Annotated in this window: 23 protein-coding genes; 6 read left to right on the top strand and 17 right to left on the bottom strand. The window is 55.2% G+C overall.

Annotated elements, in window-relative coordinates; translation table 11 throughout:
• Positions 1–106: 106 nt before the first annotated feature.
• The 3 genes from olsF (at position 107) to AC2FCQ_RS02185 (ending at position 3,498) form a co-directional block, all read left to right on the top strand.
• Positions 107–1,828, top strand: coding sequence for an ornithine lipid synthase OlsF (gene olsF, locus AC2FCQ_RS02175; RefSeq protein WP_209633647.1), 1,722 nt, complete (start codon positions 107–109; stop codon positions 1,826–1,828).
• Positions 1,829–1,927: 99 nt separating this feature from the next.
• Positions 1,928–2,710, top strand: coding sequence for an N-formylglutamate amidohydrolase (locus AC2FCQ_RS02180; protein ID WP_490307450.1), 783 nt, complete (start codon positions 1,928–1,930; stop codon positions 2,708–2,710).
• A gap of 74 nt (positions 2,711–2,784) precedes the next feature.
• The gene (locus tag AC2FCQ_RS02185) at positions 2,785–3,498 is read left to right on the top strand and encodes a flagellar brake protein (RefSeq protein ID WP_209633641.1); all 714 of its coding nucleotides are present in this window, start codon (positions 2,785–2,787) and stop codon (positions 3,496–3,498) included.
• Positions 3,499–3,538: 40 nt separating this feature from the next.
• Here AC2FCQ_RS02185 and AC2FCQ_RS02190 read toward each other — a convergent pair whose 3' ends face one another.
• The 3 genes from AC2FCQ_RS02190 to AC2FCQ_RS02200 are packed head-to-tail and all read right to left on the bottom strand — an operon-like array spanning position 3,539 to position 5,346.
• Complete coding sequence (locus AC2FCQ_RS02190) at positions 3,539–4,378, bottom strand: PfkB family carbohydrate kinase (RefSeq protein ID WP_490307451.1); 840 nt, start codon at positions 4,376–4,378, stop codon at positions 3,539–3,541.
• Entirely contained in the window at positions 4,379–5,095 is a 717-nt protein-coding gene (locus tag AC2FCQ_RS02195) for a glutamine amidotransferase (protein ID WP_490307452.1), read from the bottom strand.
• Entirely contained in the window at positions 5,092–5,346 is a 255-nt protein-coding gene (locus AC2FCQ_RS02200; RefSeq protein WP_209633635.1) for a hypothetical protein, read from the bottom strand. The genes AC2FCQ_RS02195 and AC2FCQ_RS02200 overlap by 4 nt, the downstream gene beginning before the upstream one ends.
• Before the next feature lie 68 nt (positions 5,347–5,414).
• Here AC2FCQ_RS02200 and AC2FCQ_RS02205 point away from each other — a divergent pair, with 68 nt between their 5' ends.
• Entirely contained in the window at positions 5,415–6,719 is a 1,305-nt protein-coding gene (locus tag AC2FCQ_RS02205) for an aminotransferase class I/II-fold pyridoxal phosphate-dependent enzyme (protein ID WP_490307453.1), read from the top strand.
• 8 nt (positions 6,720–6,727) lie between these two features.
• On the opposite strand, the gene AC2FCQ_RS02210 is transcribed toward AC2FCQ_RS02205, so the two are convergent.
• From AC2FCQ_RS02210 to AC2FCQ_RS02225, 4 genes are all read right to left on the bottom strand, one after another.
• Complete coding sequence (locus AC2FCQ_RS02210; protein ID WP_490307454.1) at positions 6,728–7,699, bottom strand: LLM class flavin-dependent oxidoreductase; 972 nt, start codon at positions 7,697–7,699, stop codon at positions 6,728–6,730.
• A 155-nt stretch (positions 7,700–7,854) separates the two neighbouring features.
• Complete coding sequence (gene pbpG / locus AC2FCQ_RS02215) at positions 7,855–8,688, bottom strand: D-alanyl-D-alanine endopeptidase (protein ID WP_404759553.1); 834 nt, start codon at positions 8,686–8,688, stop codon at positions 7,855–7,857.
• Between the two features lie 160 nt (positions 8,689–8,848).
• Positions 8,849–9,763, bottom strand: coding sequence for a polyphosphate kinase 2 (gene ppk2 / locus AC2FCQ_RS02220; protein WP_209633627.1), 915 nt, complete (start codon positions 9,761–9,763; stop codon positions 8,849–8,851).
• Positions 9,764–9,789: 26 nt separating this feature from the next.
• Positions 9,790–11,400 carry an inorganic phosphate transporter gene (locus AC2FCQ_RS02225; RefSeq protein WP_490307456.1) on the bottom strand — a complete coding sequence of 537 codons (1,611 nt, stop codon included), beginning with the start codon at positions 11,398–11,400 and terminating at the stop codon, positions 9,790–9,792.
• A 204-nt stretch (positions 11,401–11,604) separates the two neighbouring features.
• Here AC2FCQ_RS02225 and AC2FCQ_RS02230 point away from each other — a divergent pair, with 204 nt between their 5' ends.
• Positions 11,605–12,633 (top strand): transporter, encoded by a 1,029-nt coding sequence (locus tag AC2FCQ_RS02230; RefSeq protein WP_209633623.1) that lies wholly within the window; start codon positions 11,605–11,607, stop codon positions 12,631–12,633.
• On the opposite strand, the gene AC2FCQ_RS02235 is transcribed toward AC2FCQ_RS02230, so the two are convergent.
• The 9 genes from AC2FCQ_RS02235 to AC2FCQ_RS02275 form a co-directional block, all read right to left on the bottom strand.
• Complete coding sequence (locus tag AC2FCQ_RS02235; RefSeq protein WP_490307457.1) at positions 12,634–13,167, bottom strand: SRPBCC family protein; 534 nt, start codon at positions 13,165–13,167, stop codon at positions 12,634–12,636. It abuts the gene before it with no gap.
• A gap of 3 nt (positions 13,168–13,170) precedes the next feature.
• Positions 13,171–13,518, bottom strand: coding sequence for an ArsR/SmtB family transcription factor (locus tag AC2FCQ_RS02240; protein ID WP_209633619.1), 348 nt, complete (start codon positions 13,516–13,518; stop codon positions 13,171–13,173).
• An 88-nt stretch (positions 13,519–13,606) separates the two neighbouring features.
• Positions 13,607–14,833, bottom strand: coding sequence for a Zn-dependent hydrolase (locus tag AC2FCQ_RS02245; protein WP_209633617.1), 1,227 nt, complete (start codon positions 14,831–14,833; stop codon positions 13,607–13,609).
• Entirely contained in the window at positions 14,830–15,321 is a 492-nt protein-coding gene (locus AC2FCQ_RS02250) for an L-2-amino-thiazoline-4-carboxylic acid hydrolase (protein WP_209633615.1), read from the bottom strand. The genes AC2FCQ_RS02245 and AC2FCQ_RS02250 overlap by 4 nt, the downstream gene beginning before the upstream one ends.
• Before the next feature lie 30 nt (positions 15,322–15,351).
• The gene (locus tag AC2FCQ_RS02255; protein ID WP_490307458.1) at positions 15,352–16,512 is read right to left on the bottom strand and encodes a branched-chain amino acid ABC transporter substrate-binding protein; all 1,161 of its coding nucleotides are present in this window, start codon (positions 16,510–16,512) and stop codon (positions 15,352–15,354) included.
• Between the two features lie 33 nt (positions 16,513–16,545).
• Positions 16,546–17,259 (bottom strand): ABC transporter ATP-binding protein, encoded by a 714-nt coding sequence (locus AC2FCQ_RS02260; RefSeq protein ID WP_404759555.1) that lies wholly within the window; start codon positions 17,257–17,259, stop codon positions 16,546–16,548.
• Entirely contained in the window at positions 17,252–18,022 is a 771-nt protein-coding gene (locus tag AC2FCQ_RS02265; RefSeq protein ID WP_490307459.1) for an ABC transporter ATP-binding protein, read from the bottom strand. The genes AC2FCQ_RS02260 and AC2FCQ_RS02265 overlap by 8 nt, the downstream gene beginning before the upstream one ends.
• Entirely contained in the window at positions 18,019–19,131 is a 1,113-nt protein-coding gene (locus tag AC2FCQ_RS02270; protein WP_490307460.1) for an ABC transporter permease subunit, read from the bottom strand. The genes AC2FCQ_RS02265 and AC2FCQ_RS02270 overlap by 4 nt, the downstream gene beginning before the upstream one ends.
• Before the next feature lie 8 nt (positions 19,132–19,139).
• Positions 19,140–20,090 carry a branched-chain amino acid ABC transporter permease gene (locus AC2FCQ_RS02275; RefSeq protein WP_490307461.1) on the bottom strand — a complete coding sequence of 317 codons (951 nt, stop codon included), beginning with the start codon at positions 20,088–20,090 and terminating at the stop codon, positions 19,140–19,142.
• Positions 20,091–20,262: 172 nt separating this feature from the next.
• Between AC2FCQ_RS02275 and AC2FCQ_RS02280 the strand changes: the two genes are divergently transcribed.
• On the top strand, positions 20,263–21,171 hold the full coding sequence (locus AC2FCQ_RS02280; RefSeq protein WP_490307462.1) for a LysR substrate-binding domain-containing protein: 909 nt from the start codon (positions 20,263–20,265) through the stop codon (positions 21,169–21,171).
• Positions 21,172–21,192: 21 nt separating this feature from the next.
• Here the strand turns inward: AC2FCQ_RS02280 and AC2FCQ_RS02285 are convergent, their stop codons facing one another.
• On the bottom strand, positions 21,193–22,509 hold the full coding sequence (locus AC2FCQ_RS02285; RefSeq protein WP_490307463.1) for an ABC transporter ATP-binding protein: 1,317 nt from the start codon (positions 22,507–22,509) through the stop codon (positions 21,193–21,195).
• Between the last annotated feature and the right edge of the window lies 1 nt (position 22,510).

Raw genomic sequence — 22,510 nt, forward strand, 5'->3', positions numbered from 1 at the left:
GCTATACCTGATAGGTCGAGGGATTTCATTTTTTTGTCATGATACTGACATGTTAGGGTCATAGCGCTGGCTTAAGTTTGCAGCGACTAAGCCAGGAGATAACGCGATGTTTAGCTTGGACTCTCTGTTGCATGATGCATTTCCACACCGCAAAACCCCTGCCTGGCAGCGTAGCCTGCTGAGATCATTACTCTTCGAAAAAGAGTTCAAACAGTTTGCCGCCGACTATCCACACCTTAAAGGGCTGGATTTGATCGAGCAGGTGGTGGACTACTTCAACCTCAGTTGTGAATTAGTGGATGGCGATCTGGAAAATATTCCCAGCCAAGGTCCGGTAGTGTTAGTCGCGAACCATCCGATCGGCTCGCTTGATGGGCTGGTGCTGCTGCGTGCGGTGGCGGCGGTACGTCCGGATGTCAAAGTGGTCGCCAGCCAATTGTTGACCTACATTGAACCGCTGCGCAGCCTGTTCGTGCCGGTAGACAATGTGGGGTATAAGACCAGCCGCAAGCAAATTGAAGGCATGCAGGCGCAGCTGGATAAACAGGGCGCATTGATCCTGTTCCCCGCCGGAGAGGTATCACGTATGAGCCCGAAAGGCATACGTGATGGTCACTGGCATACCGGCTTCTTGCGCCTGGCGGCCAAGGCACGTGCGCCTATTGTGCCCATTCACATCAGTGCGCGGAACAGCAACCTGTTTTATTTCACGTCGATGGTTTATCGCCCTCTGTCGACGCTCTTGCTGGTGCGGGAAATGTTCCAACAGCAAGGGGGTCGTATCAAAATCCGTGTTGGAGGGCGTATCCCGTTCGCCAACTGGCACGATGGGCACACCAGTGCTAAAGATCTGGCGGAACGCTTCCGTCGTCACGTATACCGACTGGGTCAGGGGAAAGAAGGACTGTTTGCCAGTGAATCGCCGATTGCCTTGCCGGAAGACCGGTTGGAACTGAAAAAGGCGCTGGCAAACTGTGAGCGGTTAGGGGTAACGCCGGACGGCAAAGAGATCTTCCTGTATCGCCGTCAGGATGAGGCGCGTACGCCCATCCTGCGTGAACTGGGTCGGCTGCGTGAAATCGCCTTCCGGGCCGTTGGTGAAGGGTCAGGACGTCGTCGGGATTTGGATAGCTATGACGACGACTATTACCACTTGGTGTTGTGGGATGCGGACGAGTTGGAAATCGTCGGTGCTTACCGTTTTATTCCAACCGCCGAGCAGCTAGAACGCAAAGGGCTGGAAAGCATCTACAGTAACAGCCTCTTCCATTATGACCGCGATATGGCACCCATACTGGCGCAGGGCATTGAGTTGGGCCGCAGCTTCATTCAGCCGGCCTATTGGGGCAAGCGCGGGCTGGACTATCTGTGGCTTGGCATTGGCGCTTATCTGGCAAAATACCCACAGTACCGCTATCTCTTTGGCCCGGTTTCCATTTCCGGCGGTATGCCGGTAACGGCGCGTGACCTGTTGATTGCCTTCTACCGATTGTACTTCTCGCCCAATCATGCGTTGGCGCAGTCTCGTCAACCTTATCCTGCCTCATTGCCGCAGGTGTTGGCGCAGTTTGCCGGCGATAACTATCAGGAAGACCTGGTCAGACTGAAAAGCCTGCTGAGCAACATTGGTTGCTCTATCCCAACGCTATACAAGCAATATACCGAGTTGTGTGAACCGGGCGGGGTACAGTTTATTGATTTTGGTACCGACCCGGCATTCAATAACTGCATTGATGGTCTGGTATTGGTCGATCTGACCCGGCTTAAACCGGCGCGTTTCCAGCGTTACATTGCGGTACATCAGCCCCAGGATGCGTGCATAGAATGATTAGCTTCTCATTCATGCATTTTTGATCTAATCCGAGCCTTGGCGCCGGCGGTGGGATATAGCCTAAGATAAGGCTTTGTTCCAGCGTCGGAGTCTTTCATGCCACAGTCGTTTGTCCCGTCTTTATTAACCCTGGATGACCCCGCCGCCGTGGCGGTTGAAACAGCAAAGGGTATCGCTCCCTTTTTATTGCTGTGCGATCACGCAGGCCAGGCAATCCCCCAACGTTTGGGTGATCTGGGCTTGCCGGCGGGGGAGATTGACCGCCATATCGGATGGGACATTGGCGCACTAGGCGTTTCACGTCACCTCAGCCGCCAACTGGATACCACACTGATTCACCAGCGTTACTCACGATTAGTGATTGACTGTAACCGTACGCCCGGCATTGCCAGCTCGATACCACAAGTGTCCGAGCTGACGCCAATTCCCGGCAATGTCGGTATTCCTGCTGAACAAAGTTTAGCCCGTGAACATGAGATTTTTCTGCCTTATCACCGCACCATTGCCGATACCTTGGACGAGCGTCAACGTGCCGGTTTACCGACGGCGGTTATTGCGATGCACAGTTTCACGCCGGTATTTAAAGGGAGTACGCGGCCATGGCAGGTGGGGCTGCTGTTTAATCGCCACCCGGAATTCGCCTTGCTGTTGGCTGAACTGTTGCGAGAAGAAGGGGATTTGGACGTGGGGATCAACGAACCCTACGCCATGACCGACGCCACGGATTACACGCTGCCGGTACATGCAGAGCGGCGGCAGCTTCCCTATGTCGGCATTGAGATCCGCCAGGATCTGATCGCCGATCAACAAGGCCAGCAGAACTGGGCAAAACGCTTCGCCAGACTGCTGCCACAGGCTTGGCATCGTTGGCAAATTTGACTTTAGGAATATTCCCAGAGATGATAACTGTAAGGAATATGTAAATCGTCATTGGGAAGAGTCAGGAGCGACGAGTGGAGCAAAATGATAACGGATTGTTTATCAAGCAGGAGCGCTTTGAAGTGCTGGCGATTTTGCGCGAAATTTGTAAACAGCGCACGCCACTGCGAGTCGTCAATGAACGACAGCAGTTTCAGAGTCTGTTGCTGAGTGTCGGGCCGGATAACATCGTGTTCAGTGGCGATGAGGCGGAGACGGTTGTCGACGGCGAATGTACCATTGTGATCGAAAGCCATGATGCGAAGATCGAGTTCTCTGTCGGTAAGGCGGAAACCACTCATCATCAGGGCGTTAATGCATGTTCAACTCAATTGCCGAAGGAACTGGTCTACATTCAGCGCCGTCGTCAGTTCCGCGTGACGACGCCACACTGGCGTGAATTTCTCTGCAGCGGCGAATATGCCGACGGCAGCGAGTACCAACTGAGGATCCACGATCTCTCTGCGGGTGGCGTCGGTTTGCGCGTGGATGGCCCATTGCCGGAAAACCTTCAGCCTGGCTTCCAGTTCAAAAAGGCGTTATTGGATCTTGGCAGCTACGGCAGCTTCAAGGTCAATATGGAACTGGTGGTGATCAACGAAGATCAAGAGCTGGATGACGACGACAAATTAGTGCATTTTTCGCGCCTGTCATGCCGTTTTATGAAGTTGGGTTTGGCAATGGAAAGAAAAATTCAGAGCGCAGTGTTTGCATTCGAATTGGACTTCAATAAAAAGAAAAAGCGTTAAGCAGACGAGTGGGGCAGCCAGCTGCCCCGTCACCCCCGGCCTATTTCAAGGCACGCAAACTGCCAATTTCCTCCCAACCAAAATGCTCCGCTTCTGCCAACACGTCGCATACCTCGCCACTTGCCGTGACAATGGCCTCGTTGAGGTTTTTACCCTGTAGAAGGTGGCTTACGAGCAAAGCTGTGAACATATCCCCGGTGCCTTTGACCTTCGATTGGATTTTAGGGTGGGTATAGCTTTGCACTTCGTGGCGGCTGACCAGCAGCAACCCTACTTCGTCGTCGTTTTCTGCTACCCCCGGCGCACTGGTTACCAACACCCACTCGGTGGTGTCATTCAACAATGCCCCTGCGGCACGCTGGGTTTGTTCGCGGCTGAGTAATGGGTGCCCGCACAGTTGCTCCAGCTCGAACCCGTTAGGGGTGAGACCATTGGCTAACGTCAGGAAGGGGGAGCGGTAGCAGCCGACGATGCGTTCATCGACATAAATGCCTTCGCCATAATCGCCCATCACCGGATCGATATAAATTTTTATCTGCGGATTGATAGTGCGTACACGCTGTAACCAGTTTTCCAGTATGTGGCACTGACGGACATCGCCCAGATAGCCAACAATGACGGCTCGGGTGCGCAACATGACACCGCGGGTCAACAAATCCTCCAGAAAACCGCTGAACCATTCCGCGGAAATGACACCTCCACTGGGGGCGCCATAGTAAGGCGGGCAACCAAAGAGCACGCTGGGTACCTGCAAGGCTTCCAGCCCTTTTTTCAGTAAGGTGCGGTAGGCGATACCGTTGCCGACGCTACCGTACACCACTTGGGATTGAATGCTGATCACATCAATCTGCGGTGGTTGTAGTTGAGAAATCTGATGCATCTAGGACTTCCTTGGTTCAATTTTATCCAACCACTGTGCAAACACCTGCCGAGCGCGTTGTTCTAACTCTGTGCCGTAACGCGCGGCCTGCTGGCGTAAACGCTGCGGAATGACCCCCGCCAACCCCAACTCACAGGCATGGCCCACCAGCCAGCGTTCAATGTCGCGATGATCGGCTTCCAAATGAAACTGTAGCCCAAGGGCAAAATCCTGGTATTCGAATGCCTGATTAGGGCAAATCTCGGTCCCTGCCAGACAGGTTGCCCCTTCCGGGATCATAAACATGTCGCCGTGCCAGTGCAGCACTGGCGTTGCGCCCAAGGGGGCCAGCATGGAGTCTTCATGTGTCGTTAAGGTCAGGGGGGCGAAGCCAATTTCTTTCACGCCGAGCGAGATGACATCAGCTCCCAAGGCCTGAGCCATCACCTGTGCACCAAGGCAGATGCCGAGTGTAGGCCGTTTTTGCTGCAACCGCTGTGTGACCAGCGCCAGCTCGTCATTAAGAAACGGATAGTGCTGTTGGCCGGCAAAATGCTGTGCGGCACTGATCGGCCCGCCAAGCACCACCAACAAATCGGTTTCCTCATTATCGATGGCGCGGATGTCGTCACGACCGGCATCGTAATAATCAATCTGATAGCCACGTAATGAAAGCAGTGAACCCAAAATACCGAGATTTTCGAAATTGACATGTCTGATAGCGACCACTTTTTTCATTGTTGTCCCTCTGTGGTGTTGGGGTAAGGGGCAAGTTCCAGGGTATCGCCCAAAATTGTGATGCCGCCGATACCGCTTTGATAAACTATCCGGCGTTCTTTGACCTGGTTTACCTGCAACTGATAACCCTGTTCGGCGGGAAACAGCGCCTGAGCCTGTTGCAGATGAGCCTCTGCCCAAGGTGTGAGCATCTGCAGACGGGCGAAGGCTTTTCCGTCATGTTGAATATCGAGTACGTAATGTTTTTCCATCTTTACCCCTTAACTTTTACGTTCGAAACAGGTAATCTTGTTTGAACTAATACAAAAAGGTTTTATGTATGGGTTCATTGTATGCAAAAGGCGGCAGTGCTGTCCAGATTGCTGAACAGTTCAGCACGCAGATAAAGCAGGGTGATTTGCAACCGGGTGATTTGCTGCCGCCTGTGCGCCAACTGGCTGTGGAATTGGGGGTCAATCCCAATACGGTCGCCAGTGCTTACGCCAAGCTACGAGATGCCGGTTTGGTCGCTACCCGCGGCCGTGCAGGGACACAAGTGCTTGAGCAACCCTTGATGGCTGCGCGAAATGTCAGGCAAGTGCCTGAAGGTATGCGTGATTTGGCCAGCGGCAACCTGGACGCCACACTGTTACCGGCCCTGTCGCTCGGTGCAGAAGATGTCTTCCCACAGCAGAACGGCTATGACGTTAGCGGCGATTTGCTGGCGCTGTGTCAACGTGCAGGCGAATGGCTAACCCAACAAGGGGCATCGTCAGGTGAGATGTCGGTGTTTTCCGGCGCGCTTGATGCCATTGAGAAGGCACTGCGTAGCCATGCTACGCCGGGAGCCTCGGTGTGGGTGGAAGACCCTTGCTGGCCGCCATTACTGACGCTGTTGCGGCATCTTCGCCTCAAACCGCTGCCCTTGCCGATAGACGATCAAGGGTGCCGCTTGCCCGAGAAAGAGGCCGGCCCGCAAGGGTGCGCGGTGATACTGACGCCGCGAGCACAGAACCCGACAGGCATGTCGCTAAGCGCCGCTCGCGCCAAAAGTTGGCGTGAATTTTTAGCGGCCAATCCTGCGTGTTTGGCGATCGTTGACGATTTCTGGGGGCCGTTGTCACAGCAGCCTTTGTATTTGCCCTGTGACATGGATAACGGTTTGTATGTGTTGTCCTTGAGTAAATTTCTCAGCCCGGACCTGCGTATTGCACTGGCCTGCGGCAAGCCGCCACTGTTGCAAGCGATGCGTGCGGATCAATACATTCGCGAGCGTTGGGTCAGCCATATCTTGCAGCAGATTGCCGTTAAACTATGGGCGCAAGCGCAGCGCGATGGTTTGCTGGTGCGGGCGCAACATGCCTATCAGCAACGGCGCGATACGTTGACGGAACGGTTACATGCGTTGAGTGGTATCCCCTTGCCGCCGGGCGAAGGCGTCCATATTTGGTTGCCGGTACGTTCAGAGGCCGCAGCCAGTCAAATCATGGCGCAGCGCGGATGGTTAGTACAAAGCGGTGAGCCGTTCCGCCTGAAAAGCGGCCCGGCGATCCGTGTCAGTTTGGCTAACCTGATCCCAGCACAGCTGGAAACACTGGCGCAGGATCTGATTGTCGCTATCGGTGCGGGTACTCTGGTGAACTAACCCCGGAATCAAACCTGCGCCAGCAGCCGTAAAGAGGCCAGACGGGCGGCGGGCAGGATGATGGGGGTATCAATCACAAACTCTTCCACGCCATATTGCTGGTGCAATTGGTCCAGCTGCTGGCGTACTTGCTGAGCGGTGCCCCGCAGGATGTGGCTTTCGCGGGGTTCAATGCGGTAATCGGTCGCGCCAGCTTGTTGCACAAAACTCTCCGCCTGTTCCAGGCTGCCGACCGTCACGCTTTGGCCACCGGTTACGTGCACTCGGTATTGCTGGATCCCTGACGCCAGTGCGTTGGCCTGTTCGGCACTGTCGGCGACGATCACCGCGACAGCCAGCAGGGCGTTGCGGCCACCGCTTTGCGTGGCGTAATGGACTAGCGCCCGTTTAATGTCGTCCTGATTGCCATTGAGGTGAGCAGCAAAGACAAAGGCCCAGCCGTGTTCGGCAGCCAACTGAGCACTTTCTTCGCTGGCACCCAGCAGAAAGCGTTGTGCCGGTTGTGACGGCTGCGGCGTGGCGCTCAGGCCCGGTTGCGCGTCATCATTCAGATAGGCATTGAGCTGCGCGAGTTGCTGAGGAAAATCCGGTTTATTCTGTTGGTCATGAGCGGCCTGTAGCGCTTGGGTCGACAGTGGCAGCCCCCCCGGCGCTTTGCCCACCCCCAGATCGACCCGGCCTGGCGCCAGAGTCGCCAAGAGATTGAAGTTTTCCGCCACTTTATAGGCACTGTAGTGTTGCAGCATGACGCCGCCAGAGCCAATGCGGATCTGTGACGTTTGCCCAAGTAAATAGGCAATCAGCACTTCGGGCGAAGGACAGGCAAGCTGCGCAGTGTTGTGATGTTCTGCCAGCCAGAAACGGCGGTAACCCCAAATTTCAGCCTGCTGCGCCAGGTGCAGCGTGCGTGTGAGCGCCTGTGCTGCGCTTTCTCCTTCGGCTATCGGACTTTTTTCCAACACGCTCAGGGCATAAGCCATTTTTCCGCTCCTTTATCATCAATTATTCATGACAAATACCATGCCGTATGCTCCGGGCGTAATACTGATTGGGGATAGGATATTCCATTGATAAAAAACGAATTTAGATATGCACAGAACGGAAAAAGGCGCGTCATTAGCGCGCCCGAATCGGATCAGGATTCCAGCCAGGTTTTCAGGCGAATGGCGTCGCTATAGTGACCGTAGCGCTGCTGGGAACCGAGCAGGATCATGACCACCGGCTGCCCTTTGATGAGGGTCCGCATGACCAGACAATGGCCTGCTTCGTCGGTGAACCCGGTCTTTTGCAACTGGATTTTCCAGGCGGGATTGTTGATTAACCCATTGGAGCTACGATAAACCAACTGGCCTCGGCCAGGGTGTACGATTTGCTGTTTGTCAGTACTAAAACGCCGAATGGTCTGATAACGGTAGGCATGATTAACCATTTTCAGCAGATCGTTGGCACTGGCGACATTTCTTGGGGTCAGTCCGGTCGGATCGTAAAAGTGTGAATGCTTCATGCCGATGGCACGTGCTTTCTGGTTCATTTTTGCCACAAAGGCTTTACGACCGCCGGGGTAATTGCGGCTCAGCGCCGACGCGGCACGGTTTTCCGATGACATCAACGCGATGTGCAACATATCCCGGCGGCTGAGCGTTGAGCCGATGGTCAGGCGCGAGTGGGTTTTCTTTAACAGATCGCGGTCCGATGGCGTGACCTGCATTCTGTTACCCAGTGGACGTTTGCTGTCCAGCGTAACCATGGCTGTCATCAACTTGGTCAGCGAGGCAATGGGTTGCACGCGGTTTGCCTTCTTCTGATACAGGACTTTACCGGTTCGTTGATTGACGACCAACACGGATGTCGAGTGCAGCGCCAGCGGCGCAGCGGCTTGTGCGGCAGGCAGCAGGAAGAGCAGAGCAAGAACCAAAAGGGCGCCGAAGCGGCATGCGTGAACGCGAACAGTGGAATTAAATAAAGACATGGCAACCGTAACTATGATCCTGACTGATGAATGAGTATCAGAAAGAGTCTGCACAGCAAATGTGGAGAAAATAGGGTGTTGATACAACGGGTCAGGAATCTTGGAGGGGTATTGTAGCGAGAAAAACGCAGGGAGACGGCGTACCGCCTCCCTATAGACATCAATACACTTCTGGAACCACCATAGTGTCCGGAACCGGATGACGGTTGTAATCCGGGCTGCGTTTGCGTGGTGGCAGGGTGATCACGTTGCCCTCCGCTTCTTCATAGGGCAGTTGCTCAAGCAGGTGACTGATGCAATTTAGCCGCGCCTTTTTCTTGTCGACACCCTGAACTACCCACCAGGGGGCTTCAGGAATGTTAGTGCGTGCTAACATGACTTCTTTGGCCTCGGTATAGTCTTCCCAGCGGCGGCGACTCTCCAGATCCATCGGGCTGAGTTTCCATTGCTTCAATGGGTCGTGGATGCGGCTGAGAAAACGCAACTCTTGCTCGTCGTCGGTGATTGAGAACCAGTATTTCACTATCTGAATGCCACTGCGCGTCAGCATTTTCTCGAACTCTGGCACGCTGCGGAAGAACTCTTCATATTCTTCGTCGCTGCAAAAGCCCATCACTTTCTCCACCCCGGCACGGTTGTACCAGCTGCGATCGAACAGTACCATTTCGCCTGCGGCCGGCAGATGGGCAATAAAACGCTGGAAATACCACTGGGTACGTTCGCGATCGTTAGGGGCCGGCAGTGCAGCCACACGGCAGGTGCGCGGGTTCAGGCGCTGAGTGATGCGTTTGATCACCCCACCTTTGCCCGCAGCGTCACGGCCTTCAAAAATGATCACCAGCCGATGGCCGGTACGCATAACCCAGTCCTGCAGTTTGACCAGTTCCCCCTGTAAGCGCAGCAATTCGCGGAAGTACTGTTTGCGCCACGCCTTTTTCGAGTCGCTGTCCACTTCGGTATCGTCAAAGCGCAGATCGTCCAGTTCCATTTCCAGCTCTTCGTCATAGCTGTCGTAAAATTCTTGCAGCAAGCGCTGGTTGAAGCTCTCGTCGCGGTTAAATTCATGCATAGACATGGTTAATTCTCCGTGTTAGCCCGGTTTTAGAAATGGTTGAAAATCCAGTACAGCCCAGCGGAAAGCAGCACCGAGGCCGGTAACGTCAAGACCCAGGCCATCAGCAGGTTACGCAGGGTAGACATTTGCAGACCGGAGCGGTTGGCTGCCATGGTGCCGGCGATGCCGGATGACAGCACATGCGTGGTGGAAACCGGCAGCCCAAAGATGTCCGCAGCCCCGATGGTGGTCATCGCCACCAGCTCGGCGCTGGCCCCCTGGGCATAGGTGAGATGGCTTTTACCGATCTTCTCGCCCACGGTCACGACGATACGTCGCCAGCCCACCATGGTGCCCAGCCCGAGGGCAATGGCCACGACCACTTTGACCCAGAACGGGATAAAGCGGGTGGCGCTATCCAGATCGCTTTTCAAGGCATCCAGATTGCGCTGCGAGTCGGCGGATAGGTGAAGTTGTTTTTCCGACTTCAGGTGTTTAATGACTTCCGATGCCAGATACATATCGTTACGGGTATTAGACACGGCCTGAGCGGGGATCTTGTCGACCGAACCGTACTGGCGGATTTGATCGCCAATGGCGCCGGTCAATTGGGCCAGTGCAGGCACGACGTCGGGGGAAAGTTCGCTGGTCCGCACATAGCCGGTCAGCACGTCGCGCGGTTGTGCCTGGTTGACGGCCGGAAACTGACTCAGCAATTGGTTTTTGGTGACTTCTGCCAGTGCGGCGACCCGCGGGATTTGCTCGGGTGGCATTGAGCGGTTGAGCGCATAGGCAATGGGCATGGTGCCGACCAGGATCAGCATGATCAAACCCATTCCTTTTTGCCCATCGTTGGACCCATGAGCAAAGGAAACCCCCGTACAGGTCAGGATCAGTAAACCGCGGATCCACAACGGCGGCGGCGAGTCGTTTTTAGGGGCGGTATACAGCTGGCGGTTTTTGACAAAGACTTTCAGCGCCAGCAGCAATAATGCGGCAAACACAAAGCCGATCACCGGCGAAAGCAACAGAGCGTAGCCCACTTTGATTGCCTGTCCCCAATCTACGCCGCTGGTGCCGGTGCGGCCGTGAATCAGCGCATTGGCCACCCCAACGCCGATGATTGAGCCAATCAGCGTATGAGATGACGAGGCAGGTAACCCGAGCCACCAGGTACCGAGGTTCCAGATAATCGCCGAGAACAACAGCGCATAAACCATAGCGAAGCCGTTACCGGTGCCAGCCTGTAAGATCAGCTCGACGGGAAGCAGCGAAATGATACCGAACGCCACCACGCCGCTGGAAAGCAGCACGCCGAGAAAATTAAAGAAGCCTGACCAGACAACCGCCACCATCGGCGACAATGAGTGGGTATAAATCACCGTGGCAACGGCATTGGCCGTGTCATGAAAACCATTAACGAATTCAAAGCCCAATGCAATCAGTAGCGCTAATCCTAATAAAAGGAACGGGAGGTAACTGGTATATACCGCACCCGCATCACTCACGTCGTTAAATAAATTAACCCTGGCAAAAGCTATCCCCAGTACTAATAAAAACACAAAAAAAAGAACAGTGAGTCGACTGTTCTTTTGGTAGATTTTTGGCAGGCTGGATGCAGATGGTGCACCTGCTTGAACGGCGCTGTTTTCGCTCATAAAGGACCTTCCCGATAAACTTCATTTAGAATACTGACGGAGCCGTACGCTGTTGCCATCAAAGTATTGGGAAACAATGTGACTTTTTTATGACGGTAATATTAATCATCGGGAAAAGTGAAAATAATTAACGTTGGCATTTAAAGATTGATATAAATGCTGGAGCTGATTATTAATTGGTGTGGTTATTCAGGATAAAGATTTATGGCTCAAACGGTTGCGGAAAAATTGCACAAACTTGATTTTGATGATGAGGTCACCGGGCTGATTTATGGCCACGTATTCCGCACGGCAGAGCCGCCGCTACGCGTTTCATCGCAGCAGGCTTGTCAGGCTTATCAGACATTGTCACCGGGTGAGGGTTTTATCTGGTTACATCTCAATTTGAACCATGCAGCCGCTGAGAAATGGCTGAAAAATCACTTCGCTATTTCCGACTTTTTCTTCGATGAGATCCGTCATGGTTCACATACCACGCGTATTGAACGTCAGGGCGACGATCTGTTTGCCGTGCTCAACGACGTGATTTTTCACCCTAAAGAAAACAATCCAGAGATCGCGACGTTATGGCTGTATTGCCGTAGCGGGCTGGTGGTCACGGTACGGCACAAGCCGCTGCGTTTAATCGAACGGTTGCTGAGCCGGTTGGGGCCGCTACAACTGACATCCTCGACCGAACTGCTGGCGCATCTGCTGGAAGAACAGGAAGATGTGCTTGAGCAGGTGGTGCGACAGGCCAACCAGTATGTCGATACCATCGAAGACCGCCTATTGAGTAATCACGTTAAACGAAACCGTACAGAACTGGGGCGTATGCGCCGTATGCTGCTGCGTTTTCAGCGTTTACTGGCACCGGAACCTGCGGCGCTGTTCCGTTTGCTCAACCGGCCACCGGCCTGGTTGAGCCGCGACGTGGTACAAGATCTGCGCCAATTCACGGAAGAATTTACCGTGGTGTTGAACGATCTCGCCAGTCTTACCGAGCGCATTCGTCTGTTGCAGGAGGAGATTGGCGCCAAGCAGATGGAACAGAATAACCGTACGCTCTATACCCTGACAGTGATCACCGTGTTGGCGCTGCCGATCAATATCGTTGCGGGTTTCTTCGGGATGAACGTGGGAGGGATCCCGCTGGCCAGCAACCACCACGGCTTTATTTTGCTGGTGTTGCTGGTCGGCGGTTTTACGCTGGTGACCGGCTATCTGGCGTTCAGACGCCGGGATGAAAGCTGACTAGAGTCTGGCCCGGTACTCTTCTTCCAACTTGGCGTGGGTGCTCCAGAACGGCTGTGGCTGACGATCATGCAGGCGATCGACCAGGATATCCAAATGCGTGTGCCAGCCTCCGGCGACGCTGAGCATTTCGTCGCGGTTAGCCAAGCGGCGATGGGTCACCGTCAACAGCACGGCATTTCCCTGTTCAGTCAGTTCAAAGGTCACTTCGGAAGGGCGACTCTGTCCTTGTTCCGCCCAGGTAAAGCTCAGCAGGCGTGGGGGGAAAAGGCAGGTGATGTGACCGATATTGCTGACGCTGCAGCCAAGGTTTTTATATTTGGCCGGTGTTTGTTCATGCTCGCCGGTGAGGTCAGAATTGTGGAACACCAGCTCAACCTGGGCACCATTTTCCAGTTTCATATCGCCGGCGGCCAGCCAGGTGGCGCGTTTGTCGGATTCCGTCAGATAGGCCCATACTCGCTCGATCGGGCCGGGAAGCAGCCGCTGAATGCGCAGCGTGCCGGTTTCAATAATCATGCCGTAGTCGTTCATGGTTCACTCCTTGGGAGGATTCGGTTCGGGCTGCAGCAGCGCGATTTCCAGCGCATCCAGCCGCTCTGTCCAGAAATGCTCGTAGGTTTGCAGCCATTGCATGGCTTGTGCCATTGGCTCGGGTTCAAGCCGGCAGATATGGTTTCTTCCCTGCACGGTGCGTTGCACCAGCCCAGCAAGCTCCAGTGCTTTGATATGCTTGGAGGCGCCGGCAAACGACATCTGCAACGGCGCGGCCAGTTCACCAATGCTGTGCTCTCCATCGGCCAACGTACGCAGTATCGCGCGACGCGTTGGATCAGAAAGCGCTCGGAAAATGGCGTCCAGCTGTGAGGAAGATAATTTAACCATATGGTTGAATATAGAACAGGCAGGCGAATATTCAACCAGTTTGTTGAATATTTTTTATTGCCCCGACCAAAGGGCCGGGGCAATGTGTTCAGGCATGGGTTTGCGCCAGTAATGCGTTAAGCAGTACGTTGGCACCGGCTGTCGACCATTCGCGGGAAATATTTTCCAGTTCGTTGTGGCTGATGCCTTCCACGCAGGGAATGAAGATCATCGCCGTCGGCGCAACCCGGCTCAGATAGCAGGCGTCATGACCCGCGCCGGAAACCATATCGCGGTGGGAATAGCCCAGTGACCGTGCGGCTTGCCGAATGCTGTCGATGCAACCTTGATCAAAGCGTATCGGTTGATACTGGAAAATACGTTCGGCGTGGGCGCTCAGACCCTTGGTACCAACCTCGGCTACGGCCGCTAACAGCCGCTGTTCCATCTGTTCCAGTACCCTCTCTTGCGGATGGCGGAATTCGACGCTGAAAAACACCTTACCGGGTACCACATTGCGCGAATTGGGGCTAATTTGTGCCATGCCCACCGTGGCGCGGGCGTCGGGCATGAAATCCGTACCGATGTTATTGACGGCAATAACCATGGCGGCAAAACCGAGCAGGGCATCGCGACGGCGATCCATCGGTGTGGTACCTGCATGGGCGCTAAAACCGGTGATTTCCAGTTCATACCAACGTTGCCCTTGCGCCGTTGTCACCACGCCAATCTCAATGTTTTCTGCTTCAAGAATCGGCCCTTGCTCAATGTGCAGTTCAAAGGCGGCGTGAATCGGCATTCCGCCTACCGCATGTTCACCCGCATAACCGATTTGCTGCAATGCCTCACCGATGCTGACACCCTGATCGTCGCGACGCGACAGGCCGTACGCCAAGTCAAATACGCCAGCAAACACCCCCGAGGAGATCATCGCCGGGGCGAAGCGTGCGCCTTCCTCGTTAGTCCAGTTAACGACCTCAACGGCACGTTCCGTGGTGATCTGGCGATCGTTGAGAGTACGGATCACCTCCAGACCGGCGAGCACGCCATAAATGCCGTCAAAACGTCCTCCGTTGGGTTGAGAGTCAACGTGGGAACCGGTGATCACCGGCGCCAGTTCTGGGCGAGAACCTTCACGGCGCAGAAACATATTACCCATGCGATCGACCCGCACGCTGCAACCGGCTTCCAGTGCCCAGTCACGCAACTGGTCGCGTGCCAGGCGATCTTCTTCGCTCAACGCCAGCCGGGTGACGCCGTCTTTCGGGATGGCGCCAAACTGTGCCATATCACGCAGGCTTTGCCACAGGCGCTCACCATTCACCCGTTGTGTCATTCCTTCTCTCCCTGCGGTTTGGTCGCATAGCGGAAATCACAGCAGGACGCACCGGACATAATGGTTTGGGTACGTTGCAGCTCGACATCCGGCGCATAGCCAACGATAAACTGGCTGTCGCGCGCGCAAGACAACAAATGGCCGATTTCGCCCAATCCCATTTGATGGTACATCTCGGCATAGCGGCAGCGGGTAACGTTATAGTCGAAATGTTGTTCGTCCTGATAGATCACCTTTACCTGCAGCGCATCGTCTTTTTCCCACAGGTATTGCAAGGCGGCGAAACTCTGCAAATCAGCGCCATTCGGCTCCTGCGCAGCAAAGTTTTTGCCCGCCTCAATGGCGGCGTTTTCGATGGCTTCGCCGATCACCGCCTGTGCGCGTTCCTTGCCTATCTCACGCACCAGAATCTGATAGATCGGTTTAATGATTTCCGCCTCTATGCGTCGCCGGGCCAGAATACCCAATTCGTTTTTTGCATCGCTCATCGCCTTGCTCCTCATTGCCTTGCGGATTTCTTATTGTGTTTTTGCGCCGCCCAGTACGCTCTGCGGCTGCCATTTGCCATCAACGACCCGATAAAGGGTGAAGCTCGGCTGTTGCAGGTTGCCCTGCGAATCGAATGCAATGGTGCCTGTAACACCTTGATAATGAAGGGTGCGTAATGCCGGCAGGTAATCGGCTGGATCGGCAGATCCCGCTTGCTCCATGGCAGCAATCAATACCCGGGTGGCGTCGTAGGCGAACGGTGCATGCAGTTCGATATGGGTTTTGTAGCGGTCGCGGTAGGCCTGCTCAAAGGCCTTGCCGCCTGGCATCTGTTCCAGCGGCAAACCGGGCTCCAGTGCGACGACGCCTTCACCTTCTTTTTGCGCCAGCGTCAGGAACGTCTGGCTGACAAAACCACCGGCACCCATTAATTGGGTGTTCATCCCCAGTTGTTTGATGCGACGGGCCAGAGGAGCGGCCTGAGAATCAACACCGCCGAAGAAGATCAGATCAACGTTCTTGCTGCGCAGGGTGGTTAATACCGCACTGAAATCGACAGTCTTGTCGTCGACATATTCACGCGCTACCGGCTGAATTCCTTGCGCCGCCAGTGACTTGATAAACTCATCTGCCAACCCTTGTCCGAAGGCGGTACGGTCATCTATTACCGCAATACGCTTGGCCTTGAGTACCTTGGTCGCATATTCACCCGCGTAATTGCCACCGTCATCGTCATGGCCCATCACGCGGAAGCTGGTATCGAACCCTTGTTGAGTATAGCCGTGGCCGGTGGCGACGGGCGCGACCTGGGCAATGCCGGCATCGTGGTAAATGCGTGCTGCCGGTATGCTGGTACCGGTGTTCCAGTGGCCCACCACACCCGCGACGCCTTCGTCCACCAAGCGTTGGGCTACGGCAACCGCAGTACGTGGGTCGGACTGATCGTCCTCTGACAGCAGTTTAAAGACGACCGGTTTGCCTTTCAGCGTGGGTTTTTGGGCATTGGCATCGGCGATCGCCAGCTGCGCGCCGTTCTCTAAATCTTTGCCGATGCGCGCGGAAGGGCCCGTCAACGGACCCGCCAGGCCGATCAGAATAGTTTCATCGGCCAGAGCCGGTGATGCCGCACTCAGGCTAACCAAAACGGCGGCGGCAAGTGCCAGCGGCTTCAAGCGAGTTATCTGGTTCATGTAAAGCTCCCGGTGTGATTAAAAATAAAAAGGTTATTCACCCAAATAGGCTTGTTTGATTTTTTCATCATCCAACATGTCGGCAGAGCGTCCACAGTGGCTCACACTGCCGCTGTCCAGCACATAGGCGCGGTCGGTTGATGCCAGCGCCAGCCGGGCATTTTGTTCTACTAAAAGTAGCGTGACACCGTCACCAGAAAGGCGTTTGATGACCTCAAAAATGGCTTCGACCACAATGGGTGCCAAACCCATCGAGGGTTCATCCAACACCAACAGCCGGGGGCGGCTGAGCAAGGCGCGGCCCATTGCCACCATTTGCTGCTCGCCGCCGGAAAGCAGCCCGGCCTGCTGTTGCAACCGTTCGCGCAGACGTGGGAAAAGGGTGCAAACCTGTTCCAGGTCCTGACGTACTGCCGCTTTATCACGTCGCAAATAACTACCGAGCTGCAAGTTTTCCAGTACCGTCATGCGGGCAAAAATACCGCGTCCTTCCGGCACCATGACCAGCCCTTGTTGCAATAACTGATGTGTCGGTACGCCGCGAATAGAGCGTCCCTCAAACAGGATCTCGCCCCCGAAGGGCTGCAGGCCCGTTAGTGCTCGCAGGCTGGAGGTTTTTCCGGCACCGTTGGCACCGATCAATGTCACCTGTTCGCCGCTGTTCACCGAAAAATCGATGCCTTTAACGGCATGAATACCGCCGTAGGACACTTTTAGTTGTTTGACTGCCAGTAACGGTTCAGACATGGGCAGCCCCTCCCAGATAGGCACGGATCACGGCAGGTTCGCGTCGTACCTGAGCAGGTTCGCCTTCGGCAATAACTTTGCCGTAGTCGAGTACCGTCAGGCGGTCGCACAATCCCATCACCAGCTTGACGTCATGTTCGATCAACAGCAGGGTTTTGCCGCTTTCGCGGATACGTTGCAGCAGATCGCGCAACGCCACTTTCTCGGCAGCATTCATGCCTGCCGCCGGTTCGTCCAGGGCCAGCAATTTGGGTTCGGTGGCCAATGCGCGGGCAATTTCCAACCGACGCTGATGGCCATAGGACAAATCGCCGGCGCGGTAATCGGCAAATTGACTGATGCCGACGTACTCCAGCAGCGCGTAGGACTTCTCCCGCGTTGCCTGTTCTTCTTGCCGCGCGCGACGGTGGCGTGAAATTGCCGCCCAGAGCCCATTGCGGGTACGCAGATGACAGCCGACCATCACGTTTTCCAACACGCTCATTTCATTGAACAACCGCAGATTCTGGAAGGTACGCGCAATACCGGCTTGCGCCACTTTATCTATCGCCTGTGGTTTGTAGCGGCGTTCCTGTAAACGGAATTCGCCGCTGTCGGCGCGATACAGGCCGGTGATCAGGTTAAAACTGGTGGTTTTTCCTGCACCGTTCGGCCCAATCAGACCGTAAATCTCCCCCTGACGAATACTGATGCTGACGTCATCGACAGCGGTGAGCCCGCCAAAGCGTTTACTGACGTTACTGAGCGTGAGGAGTGGCGTCATGACGTTGCCCCTTGTGGGTGGCGTGCCGGCCACAAGCCCGCAGGGCGATAGAGCATCACGAGAATCAACGCCAGCCCGTAAAACAGTTGGCGGATAATTTCCGGATCGATCCAGACCTGCCCAAATAACGCCTGTTGCAGTGGCCCCATGGTACTGCGCAGCAATTCTGGCAGCGCGGCCAGTAGCAAAGCGCCGAGGATCACGCCGGGTATGTGGCCCATTCCGCCTAAAACCACCATGGCCAAGACGGCGATAGACTCTTGCAAGGTGAAGGACTCTGGCGAGACAAACCCCTGAAACGCGGCAAACAGCGCCCCGGCAATACCGCCAAAGGTGGCACCAATGGCAAATGCCAGCAGCTTGAAGTTACGCGTATTGATGCCCATGGCGCGTGCAGCGTCTTCATCCTCGCGAATGGCGGTCCAGGCGCGGCCAACTCGCGAATGTTGCAGGCGGAGACAGATAAACAGGATCAGCAACAGCAATGCGGCGAACAGATAGTAATAGAGGTAGAGCGACGAAAAACGCAGGCCAAACCATTGGTGCATGCCGGAAAACGTCAGGCCAAACAATGAGACGGGATCGATGCCGGAAATCCCCTTCGGGCCATTGGTTATGTTGAGGGGGCGATCCAGATTACGCATTAGAATACGCACGATCTCGCCGAAACCCAGTGTGACGATGGCCAAATAGTCACCGCGAAGCCGCAGCGTGGGTGCCCCCAGCAAAATGCCGCACAGCGCTGCCAGCAGTGCAGACAAGGGGATCAGTAACAAAATCGACAGATGCAGGCCATTCGGGAACCAGTGCAATAGCAGCGGGAACTGTTCGGTCAAATGTGGAGATGATAACAGCGCGGTCAGATAGGCGCCTACCGCGTAAAAAGCGATAAACCCCATATCCAGCAGGCCAGTGAGGCCGACCACGATGTTCAGCCCCAGTGCCAACATCAGGTACAGCAGTGCGAAATCGATCACCCGTACCCAATAGTTGCCGCCTGCGGCACCGGCCACCCAGGGGGCCAGCACCAGGCCGAGCATAAACAAGACTACGCCGAGTCTGGCGCGGTGTGGGCTGTCGGTATGTATCATGGTGGTCAGAATAGTCATTTTTGTCCTCAGGCGCGGGTAGCGACGCGTTCGCCTAGCAGCCCGGATGGGCGGAACACCAACACGGCAATCAAAATCAGGAAGGCAAACACATCCTGATAGTTGCTGCCGAAAGTCCCGCCGGTCAGTTCGCCGAGATAACCGGTGCCCAGTGATTCAAACAGCCCTAGCAGTAATCCGCCGAGCATCGCGCCACGCAGATTGCCGATCCCACCCAGTACGGCAGCCGTAAAGGCCTTGATGCCGGGCAGGAAGCCCATGGAGAAACCGGCATTGCCGTAGTTACTGGCCATCATGATGCCTGCCACGGCTGCGAGAGCACCGCCAAGGGCAAAGGTCAGAATGATGATGCGGTTGGGATCAATACCCATCAGGCTGGCGACCTGGGGGTTTTCAGCCGTGGCGCGCATGGCGCGGCCAAAGCGTGAGTGTTCGACCAAGAACAACAGCCCGACCATCACCAGTACGGCAACGACCAGTGTGGCGATGCCCGTCCCGGTGATCACCGCCGGTGCGTGTTCAGCGCTGCCTTGAGTTAGCGCGATAGGGGACATGGGTAACAGTTGCGGGAACATCAACGGATTGCGCGACCAGATAAGCATGGCCAACGTTTGTAGCAGCAGCGAAACGCCAATCCCGCTGATCAGGGGCGCTAGGCGCGGCGCATTGCGCAGGCGGCGATAGGCCAGACGCTCGATACTCATCGATACCAGGGCGCAGACCGCCATGGCGATAAGTGCCGCCAGCAGCAGCACGGCATACGGCGACAGCGCAGGAAAATGGTGCTGTAACACGCCGATGGCGGACAGTGCGCTGAGTGTGCCAACCATCAACACATCACCGTGGGCAAAATTGATGATGCGCAGGATGCCGTAAACCATGGTGTAGCCCAGGGCGATCAACGCATAAATGCTGCCGAGCATCAGGCCGTTGACGGTCTGCTGTATCAGCGTATCCATAGGGGAGAGTCCCGAAAAATAATGATTCAGGACGCTCACACTAGAGAATTAAAAAAAATTGTAAAATACGGAAAAATAATTTCTTATACAAAAAACGCGTGTTTTTAATAGGTTGATTTATCTGTATATTAATTTTAAACCTTCGCTGTATTTTCACAAAAATAGCCAATATATGAAAAAAACAGAACAATACGCAGTGCCGTTACCCAACGATCCGCCGCTTCGTGCTGTACGGGCATTTGAGGCTATTGCCCGCTTGGGCAGCGTTACCGGCGCAGCGAAAGAACTGGGGATTTCACCCTCGGCGGTGAGCCATCAGCTCAAAACCCTGGAGGCATTTCTGCAGATGCCGCTGACCGAACGCCAAGGGCGTAAGCTGATCCTGCGTAATGAAGGGCGGGACTATTACCGTTCGATACGCTCGGCGTTTAACGTACTGCGTCAGGCGACGGAGCAGGTGAGAGAGCAATCAGCATCCCGACAGGTGACCATCAGTCTGATCCCGCTGTTTGGCATGGGGTGGTTTATTCCACGGCTACAGGGTTTTCTACGTGAGAACCCCGAGACCGACATTAACGTGGTGTACGCTAATCACCGTAACTATCTCAGTGACGCTGCGGATATTTCGATTCGTTTTGGTGCCGGGCAATGGACAGGTTATCGCAGTGAAAAACTGATGTCCGGTAAAATGGTGCCCGTGTGCAGCCGGGATTTTATCAAGCTACACGGGGTGTTCGATACGCCAGATCAACTCTCGCCGCTGCCGCTGTTGCATGATGAAGAACGCACGACCTGGATGCAGTGGTTTCAGCTAGCCGGGGCGCGGCGCCCCTTACGCAGCACTGGCCCGATGTTTGAAGACGGTTTATTGACCTTGGCGGCAGTGCAGGCCGGGCTGGGGTGCGCCCTGATGCGCGAGCCATTGATCACGCCTTACCTGAACAGTGGTGAACTGGTTAAGCTGTTCGATCTGGCGATCGACGACGGCCGTGATTATTACCTGTGCGTGCGGCAAGACAGTGAACTGTCGCCGGAGGGACTGGATCTGCAACGCTGGTTGTTGAAAGAGGCCGGGGTTTGAACACCCCGCGCCAAATTTGATTCAGAATTCGACGTCTTCCAGGCTGAAAAACTCGGTCTGATCGTTATAGGAAAAGATTTCCGCATAACGTCCCCAGTTAATGACGGTGTCCAGTGTCTCCTTCGCCGCGGCGTCAGACAGCGAGTCCTCCAGTTCCTGCTCAAAGCGCATACGCGGCGCACGGTGGCCCGGACGTTCGTCCAGCACAGTTTTGATCAGCGCGGCCAGCGGCAGGTAGCGCAGTAAATGCTCGGCGAACATGACTTTACGTGCCTGGACATCGTAGTCGGCAAAGGTTCGCGCTGAGGGTGTCAGAAAAATATCCCCTTCACGGACATCTGCGAAACCCAAAAATTGCAGCACTTCGGCGATCGGGAATAGATCATCCACTTCCAGGTGGAGCGAATGAGCGATGTCCGGCATGTCGGCGCGGCCGAAATAAGGCGCGGCAGCCAACGTTTCTATCAGACCGGCAATCAGGTTGGTGGAAACATGCGGTAAACGCGTGCCAAGCTTCAGGCCTTTTTTAACGCTCTCATCCACCGGTCTGACGGTCATTTTGGCGTAAACGTCATCCACCAGGCGGCGGAATAACGGATCCAGCCGATTACGTGGGTGGCTGAACGGCACCTTGATTTCAGCAACGACCCGTCCGGGGTTGGAGGACAGCACCAAAATTCGGTCACACATAAACACCGCTTCTTCAATGTTATGCGTCACGATCAACACGGACTTAATCGGCATACGGCCCTGGTTCCATAAATCGAGCAGGTCGGTACGCAGTGTTTCCGCCGTCAGCACATCCAGCGCGGAGAAGGGCTCATCCATTAACAGCAGCGTTGGGTCCACCACCAAGGCCCGGGCAAAGCCGACCCGTTGGCGCATGCCGCCTGAAAGCTCACGCGGGTAGGCGTTTTCAAAGCCGTCCAGACCGATCAGGTCAATCGCGGCCAGCGCACGCTCACGCCGTTGATTGGCGGCAACACCCAAGGCTTCCAGTCCCGCCTCCACGTTTTGCAATACGGTGAGCCAGGGGAAAAGGGCGAAGGTCTGAAACACCATGGCAATGCCTTTGGCCGGGCCGCTTAACGGTTGGCCAAGATAGTCAACCGTGCCTGATGTGGGCTCGATCAACCCGGCAATGATCCGCAGCAACGTTGATTTACCGGAACCAGACCGCCCCAGCAACCCGACAATCTCCCCGGCCCGTAAAGACAGATTAACGTCATTGAGGATCAGCAGTTCGCTGTGCGTCGTGTTAAAGCCGTGGTCGATGTGCTTTACCGCTAAAATTTCCGTGCCGGCGAGCGGCGCTACCCTGTTTTCTGGATCTGACATC

The organism is Serratia sp. CoH_134_PS_4, assembly GCF_058190535.1.

Coding starts and splice junctions, on each gene's coding strand:
- AC2FCQ_RS02205 (WP_490307453.1), top strand. CDS start 5,415: ATGGGTTCATTGTATGCAAAAGGCGGCAGTGCTGTCCAGATTGCTGAA.
- AC2FCQ_RS02280 (WP_490307462.1), top strand. CDS start 20,263: ATGAAAAAAACAGAACAATACGCAGTGCCGTTACCCAACGATCCGCCG.
- AC2FCQ_RS02190 (WP_490307451.1), bottom strand. CDS start 4,378: ATGCATCAGATTTCTCAACTACAACCACCGCAGATTGATGTGATCAGC.
- ppk2 (WP_209633627.1), bottom strand. CDS start 9,763: ATGTCTATGCATGAATTTAACCGCGACGAGAGCTTCAACCAGCGCTTG.
- pbpG (WP_404759553.1), bottom strand. CDS start 8,688: ATGTCTTTATTTAATTCCACTGTTCGCGTTCACGCATGCCGCTTCGGC.
- AC2FCQ_RS02200 (WP_209633635.1), bottom strand. CDS start 5,346: ATGGAAAAACATTACGTACTCGATATTCAACATGACGGAAAAGCCTTC.
- AC2FCQ_RS02180 (WP_490307450.1), top strand. CDS start 1,928: ATGCCACAGTCGTTTGTCCCGTCTTTATTAACCCTGGATGACCCCGCC.
- AC2FCQ_RS02225 (WP_490307456.1), bottom strand. CDS start 11,400: ATGAGCGAAAACAGCGCCGTTCAAGCAGGTGCACCATCTGCATCCAGC.
- AC2FCQ_RS02230 (WP_209633623.1), top strand. CDS start 11,605: ATGGCTCAAACGGTTGCGGAAAAATTGCACAAACTTGATTTTGATGAT.
- AC2FCQ_RS02285 (WP_490307463.1), bottom strand. CDS start 22,509: ATGTCAGATCCAGAAAACAGGGTAGCGCCGCTCGCCGGCACGGAAATT.
- AC2FCQ_RS02250 (WP_209633615.1), bottom strand. CDS start 15,321: ATGAGCGATGCAAAAAACGAATTGGGTATTCTGGCCCGGCGACGCATA.
- AC2FCQ_RS02240 (WP_209633619.1), bottom strand. CDS start 13,518: ATGGTTAAATTATCTTCCTCACAGCTGGACGCCATTTTCCGAGCGCTT.
- AC2FCQ_RS02260 (WP_404759555.1), bottom strand. CDS start 17,259: ATGTCTGAACCGTTACTGGCAGTCAAACAACTAAAAGTGTCCTACGGC.
- AC2FCQ_RS02235 (WP_490307457.1), bottom strand. CDS start 13,167: ATGAACGACTACGGCATGATTATTGAAACCGGCACGCTGCGCATTCAG.
- AC2FCQ_RS02270 (WP_490307460.1), bottom strand. CDS start 19,131: ATGACTATTCTGACCACCATGATACATACCGACAGCCCACACCGCGCC.
- AC2FCQ_RS02210 (WP_490307454.1), bottom strand. CDS start 7,699: ATGGCTTATGCCCTGAGCGTGTTGGAAAAAAGTCCGATAGCCGAAGGA.
- AC2FCQ_RS02265 (WP_490307459.1), bottom strand. CDS start 18,022: ATGACGCCACTCCTCACGCTCAGTAACGTCAGTAAACGCTTTGGCGGG.
- AC2FCQ_RS02195 (WP_490307452.1), bottom strand. CDS start 5,095: ATGAAAAAAGTGGTCGCTATCAGACATGTCAATTTCGAAAATCTCGGT.
- AC2FCQ_RS02255 (WP_490307458.1), bottom strand. CDS start 16,512: ATGAACCAGATAACTCGCTTGAAGCCGCTGGCACTTGCCGCCGCCGTT.
- AC2FCQ_RS02245 (WP_209633617.1), bottom strand. CDS start 14,833: ATGACACAACGGGTGAATGGTGAGCGCCTGTGGCAAAGCCTGCGTGAT.
- AC2FCQ_RS02275 (WP_490307461.1), bottom strand. CDS start 20,090: ATGGATACGCTGATACAGCAGACCGTCAACGGCCTGATGCTCGGCAGC.
- olsF (WP_209633647.1), top strand. CDS start 107: ATGTTTAGCTTGGACTCTCTGTTGCATGATGCATTTCCACACCGCAAA.